Raw genomic sequence first — 15,350 nt, 5'->3', positions numbered from 1 at the left:
CTTAATAAATCATCTTTTTATGCATTTCATACATATATGTTCCAACATGTAATACCCAAACGAACGAAATCATAATGACCATAAAGAAATCTTTTCCATCTAAAAGTGCATACGCAATCGCCGCAAACCATGCGCAAACAAGTGTCATATTTGTATATTGATATGCCTTATATCCTGCTTCATGGACAATCTGCTTTTGCCCTTCATCTGCATTCTTCGCCCACATTTCCATTGACTGAGAATACGTGACACTCTGTTCTGGATATAGAGTGTTATACCTTTTCCTCATTGCAAATCCTAACCAAGTTATAGCAATAAAGCATACTGCAGATGCCACTGTACTTACACTCACAAAGAATAAATTCCCTTCAACTGTATACGTTCGGTAAAAAGCAATAACTGAGCAAACAAACCATGATGGAATAGTAATCTCCATAACTCGAAGATAAATAAGTGCTATTCCTAATTTTCGTCCCTTAACATTCTCCTCTTCATCTTTCGTTTGTGCGAGCGATCTTGTACGCTTCCAAATATAATACATAGCCGCTATACCGAATACACTCATCATAATAATGCTAATAACAGGAGATATTTTACTAGTTCCCTCTGTTGCAATATCTCCTACTACATACCCTATAAACCCGCCGCATACTGCTCCTACTAACAGCTTCAATATAGCTAACATCTTCCCCTTCGCCTTACTCTTCATTTTCATTTTCGTCTTCCCCCTCCACTAACGTAAATATCTCCTCCACCGACGCTCCAAAAATTTGTGCAATTTTTAGCGATAACACAATAGACGGTGCATAATCCCCGCGCTCAATTAAACTAATGGTTTGCCGAGATGAACTAATCGCTTTACCTAACTCACCTTGTGATAAACGGTGCTTTGCTCGAAATTCTCTCACTCGATTTTGAAGCTTCATGTTTTACCTCTTTTTCTTTTATTTAATTAGAATTGTAAATAATATCCTGTCACTTGTCAATTATCATTGTCATTTTGACGTGAATATATGTCAAAATGACAATGATAATAAAATGAAACTTTAAGAATTACATACTAACAGTGTCATACGGACAAAAAATAGGAACGTATTATATACCAGTCACCAGTTACGAAATCGAGAGAAATATAAACTAAAAAGGCAGCGCTCAAAAGCACTGCCTTCCTTAAATCTGACATAGAATGGATTCCATATTAACTTGCGTTTTGTAAGAGTACTCGTTTTAACTGTTTGCGGAAACGAATGCCTAACGTAATTGCCACAATAACAACTACTCCGAAGATGATTTTACCGATATGATCTTCCAGTACTCCGAAAATATCCTGTAAGTTGCCACCTAACCAGTAACCACCGATTAAGAAGAACGATACCCAGAATAAAGCACCTAAATAAATTGTCATTGCAAAGCGCCTGAATGGTAAGTTAATGATACCTGCAAAGTACCCTGTAAAGTGGCGTACTCCTGGAATAAAGAAGCCAATAAAGATAAGGAAATATCCATACTTATCAAACCACATTCTCGTTAAATCAATTTTTCTTTGTGTTAAAAATACGTACTTCCCGTATTTTTGAACAAAAGGCATACCAAGCTTATTTCCTAAAAAGTATTGGATCGTCATTCCTACACTCGTTCCAATAAAGGATAGAATAATTAAGATTGGTAAACTTAAATCGCCCTTCTGTGCTAAAAACCCCGCATATGCTAATGTTGGCTCTCCCGGAAACGGAAGTGCAATATATTCTAACAGCAAGCCTACAAGTACTACATAATACCCGTATTGCTGAAATAATTCATGAACCCATTCCATGTCATCTCCCCTTTCATTCACGTACAACTTGTTACTATTATTGTATAAAAAAATTGTCGAAATAACTATCACAATAGCTTACATTTTTATTACATTTTTGTAAGGCTTATGCTAAGGTTTTCTGTTCTTTATTTAATTGTATAAATTATCGTTTTAAAACGGGATGACACCTATCTATTACAATGGCTAGAGACATTAATATACAAATTTTATCCAGTTTTCAGCACTCGGAAATCTCCTCATTTTGTTCTTTATAAAAAACCATAACAAACTCATACTAACTTCATATTAGCTTCATATATGTATTGTAAGATTATATCGGAATTTGTTGAAAAATTTAACTACTATATTACCTAAACATTAAATTGAATAAATATAAGTCGTTTTCTGAAATTGAAAAAAGGGAGAATAAGAATGGAAGCTTATAAAATGCATGATTTTATTAATACAAATGTTGAACCTCATCCAAATGAAACGATTTTTAATTTACACATATGTGAAACAAATGAATTTGACGTAAGTTTAACAAAATCCACAACGCTATCTTTTGTCGTTTCTAAAAAAAACATTAAAATTGTCACGAAAAAATGGACTAACTCTAATCATGAAAGCATGATTGGAAAAAGTTATATCATTCCAACTAAAGCGTTTCATTATTTCTTACCAATCATTTCTGAAACAGAAGATGAAATGAACATTCAAGTACAGAGCTTCGGACTACACGGCGAGCTTTTACTAAATGAAAGATTGCTCATTGATAAAAACAACAAACACAACACAAAAATTACTACCTTTTTTGAAACATTAAATGAAAACGTACATCAAGCATTACGAGGATTACAAATTCATTGTCTGTAATACTACTAAAATAGTAAAAGGAGAATATCAATGAAAAAATTACTAGTAACTATTATGTTATCGTTAGGTTTTTTAACTGTTCCATATATGTCTGTGGAAGCGGCTTCAACTAACGAACAGCTTATCATTGACACGAAATTAAATAAAATGGATTTCTATCAAAATGGAAAGTTTATAAAAAGCTTCACTGTCGCTACTGGCAAAACAGCAACACCTACACCTACAGGTACTTTTCAAGTGGTAAATAAAATTAAAAACCGTCCTTATTATAAAAGGCATATTAAAGGCGGCGATCCACGTAACCCACTTGGTGACCGTTGGCTCGGATTAAATATGGCAGGAACATACGGAACAACGTATGCGATTCATGGGACTAACAATAATCAAGCGATTGGCAAAGCTACAACACTTGGCTGTATTCGCATGTATAACAATGATATACATTGGTTATTTGAACGTATTCACGAACGTGCCACTGTCACTGTAAAATAACCTATGAACATGATTTACATGTAGCCAAGAATTTTATATCTTGGCTTATTTTATTTATTCATTTACAGTAGCTAAACAACTCTACTTGCATATATAATAAAAGTAGACTGCACTAAATAGCATAAAAACATTAATAAACATAGATATTAAAATTATACAGTTATAATATTTTATAAATTTCACATTGCATACTATAATAGAACTACTGTGATTCTGAAATATTCAGTCCAATAAACAATTCCCCTTGCTACTTTTATGATTATTTTATAGCGGGGGCTTATTATATGTATGTACAACCTGAGTCATCAAAAAAATGATGAATTCGAATATTGCAGTAAAAAGCGTTATTTAGGAGGTGTTACTATGACGCATATACTGGTGATTGAAGACAACCCAGATATACAAGAACTTATTCGTGAATTTTTAACTGCCCAAAATTTTACCGTTGATGTGGTTGGCGCTGGAACAGAGGGTATTCTTCTTTTCCAAAAAAATTCATACGACCTTGTCCTCCTTGATGTAATGTTACCGGATATAGATGGTTATAGTATTTGTAAAATTATGCGAGGACAGTCTGATGTACCAATCATTATGTTAACAGGCTTACATAATGAAGAGAGTGAAATTAAAGGGTTTGAGTTGGGCGTTGATGACTATATTACGAAACCGTTCCATTACACGGTATTTATTAAACGCGTAGAAGCTGTATTAAGAAGGACAACAACGAAGGAAGCTGAAACTGCAACTATACTACAATTCCATGAATTGATGTTAAATTCTACAGCATATGCAGCTTATGTTCATGGTAATCAAATTGAACTAACAACTAAAGAATTTGAGATTATATATACGTTGTTACAAAATCGAGGAAAAGTATTATCAAGAAGTGATTTGTTAAATAAGGTATGGGGCTATGAACATTATGGTGATGTAAGAGTAATAGATACACATATTAAAAATTTAAGAAAAAAATTAGGGATTCCTTATATTAAAACGGTGAAAGGCATTGGCTACAAAATCGAATCGTAGCAAGGATCACATCACCAAAAACCTCTTCATCAAAACCTTATTATTTTGCATTCTTTTATCGCTTTGTCTTTATCAAGTAATTTATTTTCTAGCCTTAAATTACGATGAAGGACGTTCTACGAAAGCTAACGAAGCGCAAACAGCGGTACAGGAAGCTGCAAACAAACAGAGTAAAAAAGATCAAAATAAGGCTTTGTCAGAGAGTAGTATCTCAAACTTTCTACCTTCTAGTTTAGATATAAAGGTACTCTCTACAGCCATCAACCATATTTTGCAGCCTAGCCAAACTGCAAAAGCAAAAGAAAAAGCAAAAGAAAATGCGGAAAATCTTTCAGGAAAAAGAAAAAAAACTGAATCACTCACTGAAGCGGAAAAAAAAGCCGCTAACAATGATGCCTTACATATACAAAATAAAGCGAATAAAACAAATGAATCACATGATAATCCCAGTTTAGCAGATGCCCTGCAGCAATTAGCTCCGCGTATTGGGGCAACAATGCTTGCATTATCTCTGCTCGGATCTTTAATTTATGCGAAACTAATTGCCAAACCTTTTCAATATATGAGCGATACTTTAAAGGATATTATGAATCTTAATTTTTCAGATAAAAAATCGCTAAACCAAAACACAGATCAAACAGATTTCAACTTGCAGGTAGCCGCTTCACAGATTCCAACTATTGTGAAGAATTTACATGAAACAAATCAAGATTTAAGAAGTGAGCTCAAGAAAGAACAACAATTAGAACAATCTCGCAAAGAATTTATGTCTATGGTATCCCATGAATTAAAAACACCTATCGCAGCCGTTATGGGCCAACTAGATGGCATGATTCACGGAATCGGTGCATACAAAGATAGAGACAAATACCTAAAACGATCCTACGAGATGATGCAAGATATTAACGTATTAACGGAAGAGATGTCAGAATTATCCAAAATGCAAAATCCTCAATTCAAACCGAATTTAGAAGTTATTTCACTATCTAACATCATTGAGGACGTTATGAAGAAAGTAGATTATTTTATATCTGTAAAGCAATTAAATGTGCAATCTAATATTAAACAAGATGTACAAATTTTAGCTGATCCTAAATTTATTCAAACTGCTATTTTTAATATTATTTCAAATGCAATTCACTATACAATCGATCATCAGCATGTATATATAAAGCTTTATGAAAAACCGAACGGTTACGCATTAGAGGTTTTAAATACAGGTTCACAAATTGATGAGGACAAACTCGCTCATTTATTTGAGCCTTTCTATCGCGCTAATCCTGGAAACAATGGTTTAGTACAAGGTAGCGGTCTTGGATTATATATTGTAAAACAAATACTAGATAAACATCAGTTCCCTTATGGAATACAAAACACACCTCAAGGTGTAAAATGCTCAATTGTCTTTCCAAAATCAATGTAAACTACTACTATAATTTCATACCCCAAACTCATACTTCGTATGAGTGGCGGAATTTTGTAGAGTCTCTGACTCTGTTTCGTTCGCCCGTTGTCCTTATTAGGATAACGGGCGTTTTTTATTTATCCCGCTATTTGCGGGCAGTAAAATTCCCACCTCAAAATTCGGCTGGAGCAAAGAAGTTAGGTGGGAGATCCACTGCCCGTAAACGCCCGATTGGTGAAGGCTAATAATCAGTGGGGGATGAACAAAACCCCCACTGATTAAAGCTTCACTTTATATAAGGAGGTTTTCACATGGAGAAATTTAAGTATTCATTACTAGTTTTATTCGGCGCTTGTAGCTACGGCGTACTTTCAACTATTTTTAAACTCGGATTCATCGACGGATTTTCAGCACACCAACTACTAGGAGGACAATATGTCTTCGGATGGATTGGACTCCTTTTACTCGTTCTTTTCTTTTCACGTCATAAAGTATCAAAAAAACAATTCTTTTCGTTACTAACAGTCGGCACAACAATGAGTATGACAGGTATTTTCTATGCTATTTCTGTAGAAGAACTGCCAGCCTCTATCGCTGTCGTTTTACTCTTTCAGTTCACTTGGATTGGTGTAGTCATCGAAGCGATTGCCAACCGAACATTCCCAAGCCGTGAGAAAGTTATATCTATTATTATTTTATTTACTGGTACATTATTTGCTGGTGGAGTATTTGAAGGTCTTGGACAAAACTTTTCTACGAAAGGTATTATTTTCGGACTATTAGCTGCCGTCTCTTTCTCATTCTATGTATTTGTAAGCGGGCGAGTTGCTACAGATGTTCCGCCTTATACGAAAAGCTTTCTTATGACAACAAGTGCTACTCTTATTGTATGCTTATTTTTCCCGCCTACCTTTTTAACAGATGGTGCCTTACAAGCAGGCTTATGGAAATATGCTTTCTTCCTTGGACTGTTCGGGGTGATTATACCTGTAATTTGTTTTTCAATTGGGGTACCAAAAGTCGGAACGGGACTTGGTACAATATTAGGTGCAGCTGAATTACCAACAGCAATTATCGCTTCTATTACACTTGTTCATGAAGTTGTATCGCTAATGCAGTGGATTGGGATTGTGGTTATATTACTCGGTATTTTCACACCACAACTACTTACTGCTAGGAAAGAAAAAAAACATAATCGTGTGCATAGTGCGTGAAAACATCAACTTGTATATAAATGTGAATAAATTTACGATATGTTAAACTTTAATACTACATTCAAAATAACATATGATATTGCAGCTATTATTCTCGTAATCCTTGCTGTGCTTCTCTTTTTGAAAGATAAAAAAGAGGGTTATACAGCATAACAAAAGACCTTTCATTTATCCAGCTATTTGCCGGGCATTAAGACCCCCACCTCAAAATTCAGAGAAAGCAAAGAATTTAGGTGGGGGATCAACTGCCCGTAAAAGCCCGATTGGTGAGGGCTAATAATCAGTGGGGGATGAACAAGACCCCCACTAATTAAAGTTTCACTTTATTTGAAAGGTCTTTTCCTCATATTTTACTTTACCGCTCCATATAACTTCTCTACCTCATGTTCAATTTGTTTTACATCGATTCGCTCAAATAATGGCTGCACATTATCAATTCGGTTTGGTAACGTATTTTGAGGTTCCCAATTTACTTTAACACTCGATAATGTATTTCTAACTCTTTCACTTGAAAACGGTAAAAATGGTTCAAGCAGTTGTGCAAAGTTTGCTATCAGGTAAACACAATTATAAATTGTTTCCTCACATGAAACTGGGTCGCCTTCTCTTTGTCTCCAAGGCTGCTTTTCATCAAAGTATTTATTTGCAAAGCGTACTGCATCAAATATCGTTTCTAGTGCCACCTTAAATTTAGTTTGTTCAATCGCCTCTCCTACACTTTTATATAATCCTTCTACCTTATCTCTCAGCTCTATATTAATATTTGCTTTTGGCACAACACCATCATAATACTTTTCAATGAACTTGAACGTCCGATTCACAAAGTTCCCGTATGCACCTAATAGTTCACTATTATGACTGTAAATGAATTCACGCCATGAAAAATCAGTATCACGATTTTCTGGTGCATTTACTGTTAAAAAGTAACGAATAGAATCTGGATTATAGCGTTCCAATATATCAGGTACCCATACTGCCCAATTTTTACTTGTCGATAACTTTCTTTTTTCTACTGTTAAATACTCATTCGAAACGATATGACGCGGGATCGCTTCTTCTCCGATTCCAAGTAATACCGCTGGCCAAATGATTGAATGAAACGGAATATTATCCTTACCATGTACATAATATGTTTTCGCATCTCTATCCCAAAACTCTTGATCAGCTTTCTCTGTTTCTTCAGCCCAGTGTTTACTCGCTGAATAATATCCTGTCACCGCTTCAATCCATACGTAAATTTTCTTATCTTCATACCCTTCCACCGGAATTGGTACCCCAATTGGTAAATCACGTGACACTGCCCTATCTTGTAATCCTTCCTTTAAATATCTCTCTGTTAATTGAATTGCATTGTCACGCCATGTTCCTTTCTGCTTTGCAATTTCAGCAGCCTCTTTAATTAGTTGTTGAAATTTATGCAATGCAAAATAGAAATGCTCTGTTTCCTTTACTGAAGGCGTACTACCACATAACTTACATTTCTTTTCTAACAAATCGAGTGGATCCAAAATAGCGGAACAAGCATCACATTGATCCCCTCTCGCCCCTTCATGACAATGTGGACAAATACCTTCTACATATCGATCAGGTAGAAATTGCGTACACGTTTCGCAATAAGCTTGTTCAACTACTTTTTTATAAATATAGTCTTCTTCTAATAAACGCAAAAAGACTTTTTGAACAGTTTCATGATGATGCTCGCTATCTGTACGTGTATAGCAATCATAAGTGAAACCAAGTTTTTGAAAACATCGACTAAATTCTTCATGATACTTATCAGCAATTTCTTTCACCGTCACACCTTCTTGTTTTGCTCTAATTGTAATCGGTGTTCCATTACAATCACTTCCCGAAACATACAACACATTCTCACCTTTAGCCCGGTAATAACGTGCTAAAATATCTCCAGGTAACAAACTAGCAATATGCCCAAGATGTAACGAGCCATTTGCATACGGCCAAGCGCCTCCAATAAAAATACTCATCTTATATTCCTCCTTTAAAATATAAAAAGCCCCACCCCTATCTTAAAAAAGATAAGGGCGGGGCTGTATAAACAGTCGCGATACCACCTTATTTCGTCAGTCATTCACATAACTAACCTTAACAAGTACGGAGCAATTCATGCTCTTATACTGTGGTTTTGATAACGAGAACCAACTCTCGTCGCCGCCTACTATTATCATTTGATAAGTTCAGGACGAAGCTCAAAGGCCATTGTTCAAATGAATATTCTTGCTTCTTCTCAGCTACCGAAGCTCTCTGGAAAGAATGATTCCATTCTACTTTTCCTTTTCAACGCTTTTATGTATAACACGTATTTTACGACTTAATAACAGAAAAATCAAACTTTTATTTCAAAAAAAACAGGAAATCCTACTCACTCACCGAATAACTATAAGTCCACAAAAGGAGTGATAAAATTGAATCAAAAGCAACTAAGTACAATTAATGAAAAAAGCTGGAATGCAGCTGCCTATGAAGCTTGGACGAATCGCCACGGGGTGCCAGAGAATTATGCAAAAAAGCTCATGGAAAATCCTATGCACGAGGTAGCTCATTATTTACCCTACATACAATCTCCAAAAGGAAAGCGTATTATTAATTTACTCGGATCAAAAGGAAACAAAGCAGTTGCTCTTACTCTTTTAGGAGCCGATGTAACAGTTGTAGATATTTCAGCAAGTAATGCAAAATATGCAAACGAACTCGCAGAAGCTGCTGGAGTCTCTATTCAATATATCGTTTCCGACGTACTAGATTTAAATCTATCCCAATCATTTGATATCGTATTACTGGAACTTGGCGTACTCCATTACTTCTTAGACTGAAAGCCACTCTTTCATATAATCTCTCACTTACTAAAACAAAATGGGACATTTATATTGCGTGACTATCATCCCGTTTATACAAAATTATTAGGAGTAGATCATCCATCATTTCGAGCAAATGGAAATTATTTCGATGAGGAGCTTATTGAAGATGACGTAGCTTATAGTACTCTCCTTACGGAATCACAGAAAGAAGCTTTACCGAGAACAAAAATTAGGCGCTGGACACTAGGAGAAATAATTACAGCAATGGCAGAAACAAATTTCAAGGTTGAAAAATTGATTGAAGAACACGGATCTCATCAAAAGTGGGTCTTCCCTTCTACTTCACCCGAAGGAATTGAAGAACGTATACCAGGTCTATATACATTAATTGCGACAACATGCAAAAAAGGATCCCTTCACGGATAGGATCCTTTTTATTGCATGCTTACGCATATAAGTTGAGGTTGGAGATTACCATAATTCTGTAGAATAGGACACAAGATATTTCAACATTCGTCTCTGACTTACGTCGTCAAAAAGGGGTATGACCAACATAACGAAGAGTAATGTTCAGTTGATAGTGATAATCGTTATCAACTAATTAGAAGTATACAGGATGTTATTTCGAATTACAATAGTATTTCTTATTTTTATTTAAGAATTTTTGATATATAAATATATCCATTTTAATAACATTCACTTCTACTTATCTGCCTCTTTCCATTATCCCCTATAATTTTCATTAAACAAACTTCATAATAAAGAAGGATGACTTTTCAGCCCTCTTTTTTCACTTTAAAATATATCTTTCTCTCTCCCACTCTGTCTGCTATAATTCCTAAAGGAAATAAGAAAGCTTTATTCCAGATGGAGTAAAGCTTTCTTTCAATTTTTAACATTAATTAATTCTAATACTAAGATTTCACAAAGGAGGCTTTTTATCATATGAATTTTGTAAGTATCAGAAAAAAACTTATGTTCATGATGGGAACGATTTGTGCTTTATTCGGGATTGCTTTAGCTTTTATTTTATTTTTTGCTATTGACCAATCTCGTAAAGCTGAAGCATTACAAAAAGAAATTTCTCCTCTTGCAACAGAATTGAAAGAGCGTGGAGATGCTTATCAAGTACAGCTCTCTGCTTTAAGAGGTTATTTACTACAACATGATCAAGTCGAATTAGACAAGTTTCATGAAATGAGTAAACGTCTTGAGGATTCAAAAAATGAACTTCTTTCTAACCCTAATGTTTCTCAACAAGTAAAAGATACAATGCAATTAGGCTCTACATGGAGACAATTTATTGATGATAAAGTTGTTACTCTTGCGAAAGAACAAAAATGGGAAGAAGCATTACAAGTTGCTTCTAAAGAAAATGGTACGGTTTATAAAGTTATTGGTGATTTCACAAACTATAGCAACGAACAAGCTAAGTTACGTGATCAATCCATTGAAAAAATTGACCAATCATCACTACTAATTGAATACGTTGTATTCTTATCACTTGTTATATGTATTGTCGTTGCAATTATTCTTGCATGGTGGTTCTCTGGTAAACTTGTAAAACCAATTCAACAAATTGATACGAAATTAAAAGAGTTATCTTCCCAAGAGGGTGACCTAACAGCTCGTCTACAAGTAAATAGCAATGACGAGATCGGGGCAATTGCAACATCATTTAATAAAATGCTAGAAAACCTACAACATATCATTAATCGTGTTCAAAAAACTTCTGTCGAAGTACAAAACGCTTCTGAAAATATGCTAGAAAAGACAAATACGTCACGTGATGCGACACTAAAGGTTCAAAGCTCAATGTCCAATTTAGATGCAAGCATTCAATCACAAACTTCTAGCATGGAAGAAAGCTCTACTGCAATGGATGATATGGCATTAAGTGTTCAGCGCATTGCAGAATCTGCTTCTTCTGTAGCCGAACTAGCTGTAGCCACGTCAGAACACGCTAACGACGGAAGTACTGTTATCCAAAAATCTATTACACAAATGACAACGATTCACGAAGCTGTAAATGCTACATCAGAAGTAGTCGAACGTCTAATCACTCATACAAAATATATTGATACAGCTGTACAATCTATTTCTAATATCGCTGAGCAAACAAACTTACTTGCTTTAAATGCTTCTATTGAAGCTGCTCGTGCTGGTGAGCAAGGAAAAGGCTTTGCTGTCGTAGCTGATGAAGTTCGAAAACTCGCTGAACAATCAAAAACAGCTGCAACAGATATTAATCAACTGCTACACCAAATTCAAAACGATACAGAAACCGCTAGCTCTATGATGTCACAAGGTCGATCTGAAGCATCCGAAGGTATTAACGTTATTCGTGAAGCAGGATCTTCTTTCACAACAATTGTAGAACAAGTAAATCAAGTTTCTACTCAAATGCAAGACATATCAGCAACTGCTGAAGAAATGGCTGCAAGTGCTGAAGAAATGAATGCTTCACTTAATAACATCGCTTCTATTTCTAATGAAGTTTCAAGCGAAACAGCCACAACAGCACAATCATCTGAACAGAAAGTTATCGTTATGAATGAGATGATGCTAACTGCAAAACAAATGAAACAAACGATTGACGAATTAGATCAACTCGTATCCCATTTTAAAACTGAATAATTTCCAAAAAAATATTCCTCTTTCAGGGAGGAATATTTTTTTGAGCTCATTTCCTGCACATTATACATATATCCGTTATAATGAGAATCGATATCATTAATATTTAGGGGGGTGCTACACATGTCACAACAAGCATTTGAAGAAAAGTTATATGCGAACTTAGAAGCTGTTATTGACCCTGAATTAGGTGTTGATATTATCAATCTTGGATTAGTTTATGACGTTACAGCAGATGAAAATAATAATGCTGTCATTACAATGACAATGACTTCTATCGGTTGTCCAATGGCTGGGCAAATCGTATCAGACGTTAAAAAAATATTATCAACGAATGTACCCGAAGTAAATGAAATAGAAGTAAACGTTGTATGGAATCCGCCATGGACAAAAGAACGTATGTCTCGTATGGCGAAAATCGCATTAGGTATTCGTGACTAAATAGGGAAAAGACCTGACAATCCAGTCAGGTCTTTTTCTCTTATTATTTTACTCCTACAGCGTCATAAGCTTTCGTTACAGCTTGTACCTCTTTAGAGTTTTTACCGAATAAATCTTCTGCTGATTGAAGTGCAGCTTGGCGCATCATTTTAAAGTCAGAGTTTGCAGTTAAATATTTAGTAAGAGCACGGTAGTAGATTTTTTCTGTCGCTTCACGGCCTACTCCTTTTACTTTCACGCCGTAATGCTCTCCGCCGTCAGATACTAAATACGCTGCCTTATTGTTAATACTACTGTTAATATGAACGCCGCCATTATCAGCTGTACCCGTATAGCGTTTATTGTAATGATCTGGGTAACCTTCACCAGGTTTTAATGGATTCGGAATAGATGCTGGATCTTTCAGAGATCGAAGTGCATCTCCAGGTTTACCAGGTGTATAAATATCAGCACCTAAATCCCAGCTCTTCTTCTCAACCATGACACCCATGATATCAGATAACGATTCATTTAACGCTCCTGATTCATTTTTATATACAAGGTTTGCTGTATGTTCAGTTACAGCATGCGTTAATTCGTGGCCAATAACATCTAGCCCTGCTGATAATGGAATAAATGTCTTACCATCTCCATCACCATACATCATTTGCACACCGTTCCACGCTGCGTTATTCCAAGATTCACCTACGTGAACAGCAGAAATAAGTTTCGCACCTTTATCATCGAAAGAGTTACGGTTAAATGTCTTTTTATAGTAATCATATACTTTTCCTGCATTCACATGCGCATCAACTGCCGCTTTATCTTCGAAGAACTTAGATTTACTTGCAATTTCTTCTCCTGTATATCCAAGAATTTGTGAGAATAAATTAAACCAGTCTTCGTTCATATTCTCTGCATCAAATGTATGGACACCTTGTCCTCGTGTACCATCAAATAAGTTGAACGCTCCTGTTTTCGTATCTTGAGCAATTTCAAATGATTGTCTAGCTCCTAATACTCCGTAACCAAATCCTGTAATGTTATCCACAGCGTTATATTTCTCAATAACATTTCCATTTGTCGCATCAACAAAATAATGCCAATATCCTGGAGCAGGTTTCGAAACCGACGCTTTTACAAGATATGCAAGATAGTATTGACCATCTTTTTCATACACAAATAAATCTTTTTTCACACCATCATAATTTTTTACTTTACCAATTTCTTTCTCAATATCTGCCTTTGCAATCGTTTCTGCTTGTTCTGCACTAATACTTGCAGATGCAGGAATATTTTTATCATCTAAATTCGGAATAACTTGTCCAAAAAATGCTTTTACATTATTCTCTTTATCAAGCGTAACCGTTTGATCTGAACCATACACAGGAATGTTATTATGCTTCTCAACTAACTTCACATGTGTTGTACCAGACTCAGCATCTTTTTCTTCACCAACGATATTGAAATGTTTTTCAATATTTCCTGCTAGTTTAAACATATCCTTTTTACTCTCTAAATATTGAAAGACCGTCTCTTTTTTATCTAGTCCTTCCGGCGCTTTCCATTCTTCACCTATGTAAGCTGGTGTTTTAAACTCTTGGTGATACTGGATTTTTTGCTCTTCTGCTTTCGTCGTAGTTGCTCCAAATGCCCCAAACCCACTTGCGATAACAGTTAACGCTAATGCTGATGAAATTACTTGCTTTTTCAATCTAACACTCCCCATTCCCCTAAGAATTTTTGACACACTTAATAGAATTCTAAATACTTATTCGTATACCTGTTTCCAAACATTGAGAAAGTTTTTTCTGATAATTCAACTCACCAAAAAGAGGACATCGTTTTTCGACGTCCTCTTTCCTATAACTTTTCATTCCGCTATTTATATGCTGGAAAACCACCAATGATTAAAGCTTCAATTTATTGCATTTTCATTTCAATTGCTAAATAATGAGAGTTTTCTTTCGCTTGAATTTGAATGTCTTCTTCTACAGCCTCCGCTGCATCACGCGTTACGAGTATTTCACCATTCACAACGCCACTACCTTCAATTTGTACAAGGTATAATTGACGTCCTTCTTGAACAGGAAAATGAATTTCTTTACCAGCCTCTAATGATAAAGAATATAAATTTGCATCTTGGTGAATATGAATTGGTGCACCTCCATCAGAAGGAGATACCATATGGAACCACTCATTTTCACGTTTACTCCAATCAAATTTAAACTCACCATAGTTCGGCTTATGACCATCGCGATCTGGTAAAATCCAAATTTGCAATAAACGTAATGTTTCATTTCCTAAATTATGCTCACTATGAAATACACCAGTACCTGCACTCATATATTGAACATGTCCACGCTCAATTGTCCCACGGTTCCCCATGCTATCTTCATGTGTTAACGCTCCATCTACAACGTAAGAAATAATCTCCATATCTCGGTGCGGATGCATATCAAACCCCGTTTGTGCCGCTACTAGGTCATCATTAATAACACGTAATGCCCCAAAATTCATGTTGTCTGGATTATAATAATTTGCAAAAGAAAAATGGAAGTGTGTATTTAACCAACCGTGATTTGCTCTTCCCATATTTTTATGATCAACTTTTCTAAACATATCCTTCACCTCATATTATCTCGAAATCGAGATAATTATTTTTAATT

At 35.3% G+C, this 15,350-nt stretch carries 13 protein-coding genes, 1 pseudogene and 1 other annotated feature; of the genes and pseudogenes, 8 read left to right on the top strand and 6 right to left on the bottom strand.

All coding sequences use genetic code 11. The annotated features are described in order from the left end of the window. Position 1 precedes the first annotated feature (1 nt). The 3 genes from FT637_RS14765 to FT637_RS14755 all read right to left on the bottom strand — a co-directional run bounded on the left by FT637_RS14765 (position 2) and on the right by FT637_RS14755 (position 1,813). Complete coding sequence (locus FT637_RS14765) at positions 2-715, bottom strand: DUF3169 family protein (RefSeq protein ID WP_193646937.1); 714 nt, start codon at positions 713-715, stop codon at positions 2-4. Next, complete coding sequence (locus tag FT637_RS14760) at positions 699-926, bottom strand: helix-turn-helix transcriptional regulator (protein WP_193646936.1); 228 nt, start codon at positions 924-926, stop codon at positions 699-701. The genes FT637_RS14765 and FT637_RS14760 overlap by 17 nt, the downstream gene beginning before the upstream one ends. Before the next feature lie 272 nt (positions 927-1,198). Next, entirely contained in the window at positions 1,199-1,813 is a 615-nt protein-coding gene (locus FT637_RS14755; protein WP_193646935.1) for a DedA family protein, read from the bottom strand. Between the two features lie 414 nt (positions 1,814-2,227). On the opposite strand from FT637_RS14755, the gene FT637_RS14750 reads away from it, so the two are divergent. From FT637_RS14750 to FT637_RS14730, 5 genes are all read left to right on the top strand, one after another. Next, positions 2,228-2,671 (top strand): DUF3978 family protein, encoded by a 444-nt coding sequence (locus FT637_RS14750; RefSeq protein WP_193646934.1) that lies wholly within the window; start codon positions 2,228-2,230, stop codon positions 2,669-2,671. Positions 2,672-2,701: 30 nt separating this feature from the next. Then, on the top strand, positions 2,702-3,163 hold the full coding sequence (locus tag FT637_RS14745) for a L,D-transpeptidase (protein WP_193646933.1): 462 nt from the start codon (positions 2,702-2,704) through the stop codon (positions 3,161-3,163). 363 nt (positions 3,164-3,526) lie between these two features. Next, a complete protein-coding gene (locus FT637_RS14740) occupies positions 3,527-4,192 on the top strand; it encodes a response regulator transcription factor (RefSeq protein WP_193646932.1) in 666 nt (221 codons plus the stop codon). After that, positions 4,170-5,615, top strand: a complete 1,446-nt coding sequence (locus FT637_RS14735) for a sensor histidine kinase (protein WP_193646931.1) — start codon at positions 4,170-4,172, stop codon at positions 5,613-5,615. Before FT637_RS14740 ends, FT637_RS14735 begins: the two co-directional genes overlap by 23 nt. 293 nt (positions 5,616-5,908) lie before the next feature. Then, on the top strand, positions 5,909-6,811 hold the full coding sequence (locus tag FT637_RS14730) for an EamA family transporter (RefSeq protein WP_193646930.1): 903 nt from the start codon (positions 5,909-5,911) through the stop codon (positions 6,809-6,811). Positions 6,812-7,161: 350 nt separating this feature from the next. Here the strand turns inward: FT637_RS14730 and metG are convergent, their stop codons facing one another. After that, positions 7,162-8,796 carry a methionine--tRNA ligase gene (metG, locus tag FT637_RS14725; protein WP_193646929.1) on the bottom strand — a complete coding sequence of 545 codons (1,635 nt, stop codon included), beginning with the start codon at positions 8,794-8,796 and terminating at the stop codon, positions 7,162-7,164. Positions 8,797-8,846: 50 nt separating this feature from the next. Beyond that, positions 8,847-9,119 (bottom strand) — a binding site (T-box leader). A gap of 115 nt (positions 9,120-9,234) precedes the next feature. Between metG and FT637_RS14720 the strand changes: the two are divergent. The 3 genes and pseudogenes from FT637_RS14720 (at position 9,235) to FT637_RS14710 (ending at position 12,702) form a co-directional block, all read left to right on the top strand. Next, a pseudogene (locus tag FT637_RS14720) lies at positions 9,235-10,053 on the top strand (class I SAM-dependent methyltransferase). 519 nt (positions 10,054-10,572) lie between these two features. Continuing rightward, a complete protein-coding gene (locus FT637_RS14715) occupies positions 10,573-12,264 on the top strand; it encodes a methyl-accepting chemotaxis protein (RefSeq protein WP_193646928.1) in 1,692 nt (563 codons plus the stop codon). 120 nt (positions 12,265-12,384) lie between these two features. Then, complete coding sequence (locus FT637_RS14710; protein ID WP_002124161.1) at positions 12,385-12,702, top strand: metal-sulfur cluster assembly factor; 318 nt, start codon at positions 12,385-12,387, stop codon at positions 12,700-12,702. A 43-nt stretch (positions 12,703-12,745) separates the two neighbouring features. Here FT637_RS14710 and FT637_RS14705 read toward each other — a convergent pair whose 3' ends face one another. Both FT637_RS14705 and FT637_RS14700 read right to left on the bottom strand, forming a co-directional pair. After that, entirely contained in the window at positions 12,746-14,395 is a 1,650-nt protein-coding gene (locus FT637_RS14705) for a M4 family metallopeptidase (protein ID WP_193646927.1), read from the bottom strand. Between the two features lie 209 nt (positions 14,396-14,604). Beyond that, positions 14,605-15,303: a pirin family protein gene (locus FT637_RS14700; RefSeq protein ID WP_193646926.1), complete on the bottom strand. Its 699-nt coding sequence runs from the start codon at positions 15,301-15,303 to the stop codon at positions 14,605-14,607. Positions 15,304-15,350 lie beyond the last annotated feature (47 nt).

It is taken from the genome of Bacillus cereus, from assembly GCF_015071065.1.
Lineage (GTDB): Bacteria > Bacillota > Bacilli > Bacillales > Bacillaceae_G > Bacillus_A > Bacillus_A cereus_BA.
Note: the sequence above shows the minus strand (reverse complement) of the source record. Positions and strands in the feature narration are given on the sequence as shown.

What these genes read in the sequence shown, in the direction of transcription:
- FT637_RS14765 (WP_193646937.1), bottom strand. Translation starts at nt 715, where the DNA reads ATGAAAATGAAGAGTAAGGCGAAGGGGAAGATGTTAGCTATATTGAAG.
- FT637_RS14760 (WP_193646936.1), bottom strand. Translation starts at nt 926, where the DNA reads ATGAAGCTTCAAAATCGAGTGAGAGAATTTCGAGCAAAGCACCGTTTA.
- FT637_RS14755 (WP_193646935.1), bottom strand. Translation starts at nt 1,813, where the DNA reads ATGGAATGGGTTCATGAATTATTTCAGCAATACGGGTATTATGTAGTA.
- FT637_RS14750 (WP_193646934.1), top strand. Translation starts at nt 2,228, where the DNA reads ATGGAAGCTTATAAAATGCATGATTTTATTAATACAAATGTTGAACCT.
- FT637_RS14745 (WP_193646933.1), top strand. Translation starts at nt 2,702, where the DNA reads ATGAAAAAATTACTAGTAACTATTATGTTATCGTTAGGTTTTTTAACT.
- FT637_RS14740 (WP_193646932.1), top strand. Translation starts at nt 3,527, where the DNA reads ATGACGCATATACTGGTGATTGAAGACAACCCAGATATACAAGAACTT.
- FT637_RS14730 (WP_193646930.1), top strand. Translation starts at nt 5,909, where the DNA reads ATGGAGAAATTTAAGTATTCATTACTAGTTTTATTCGGCGCTTGTAGC.
- metG (WP_193646929.1), bottom strand. Translation starts at nt 8,796, where the DNA reads ATGAGTATTTTTATTGGAGGCGCTTGGCCGTATGCAAATGGCTCGTTA.
- FT637_RS14715 (WP_193646928.1), top strand. Translation starts at nt 10,573, where the DNA reads ATGAATTTTGTAAGTATCAGAAAAAAACTTATGTTCATGATGGGAACG.
- FT637_RS14710 (WP_002124161.1), top strand. Translation starts at nt 12,385, where the DNA reads ATGTCACAACAAGCATTTGAAGAAAAGTTATATGCGAACTTAGAAGCT.
- FT637_RS14700 (WP_193646926.1), bottom strand. Translation starts at nt 15,303, where the DNA reads ATGTTTAGAAAAGTTGATCATAAAAATATGGGAAGAGCAAATCACGGT.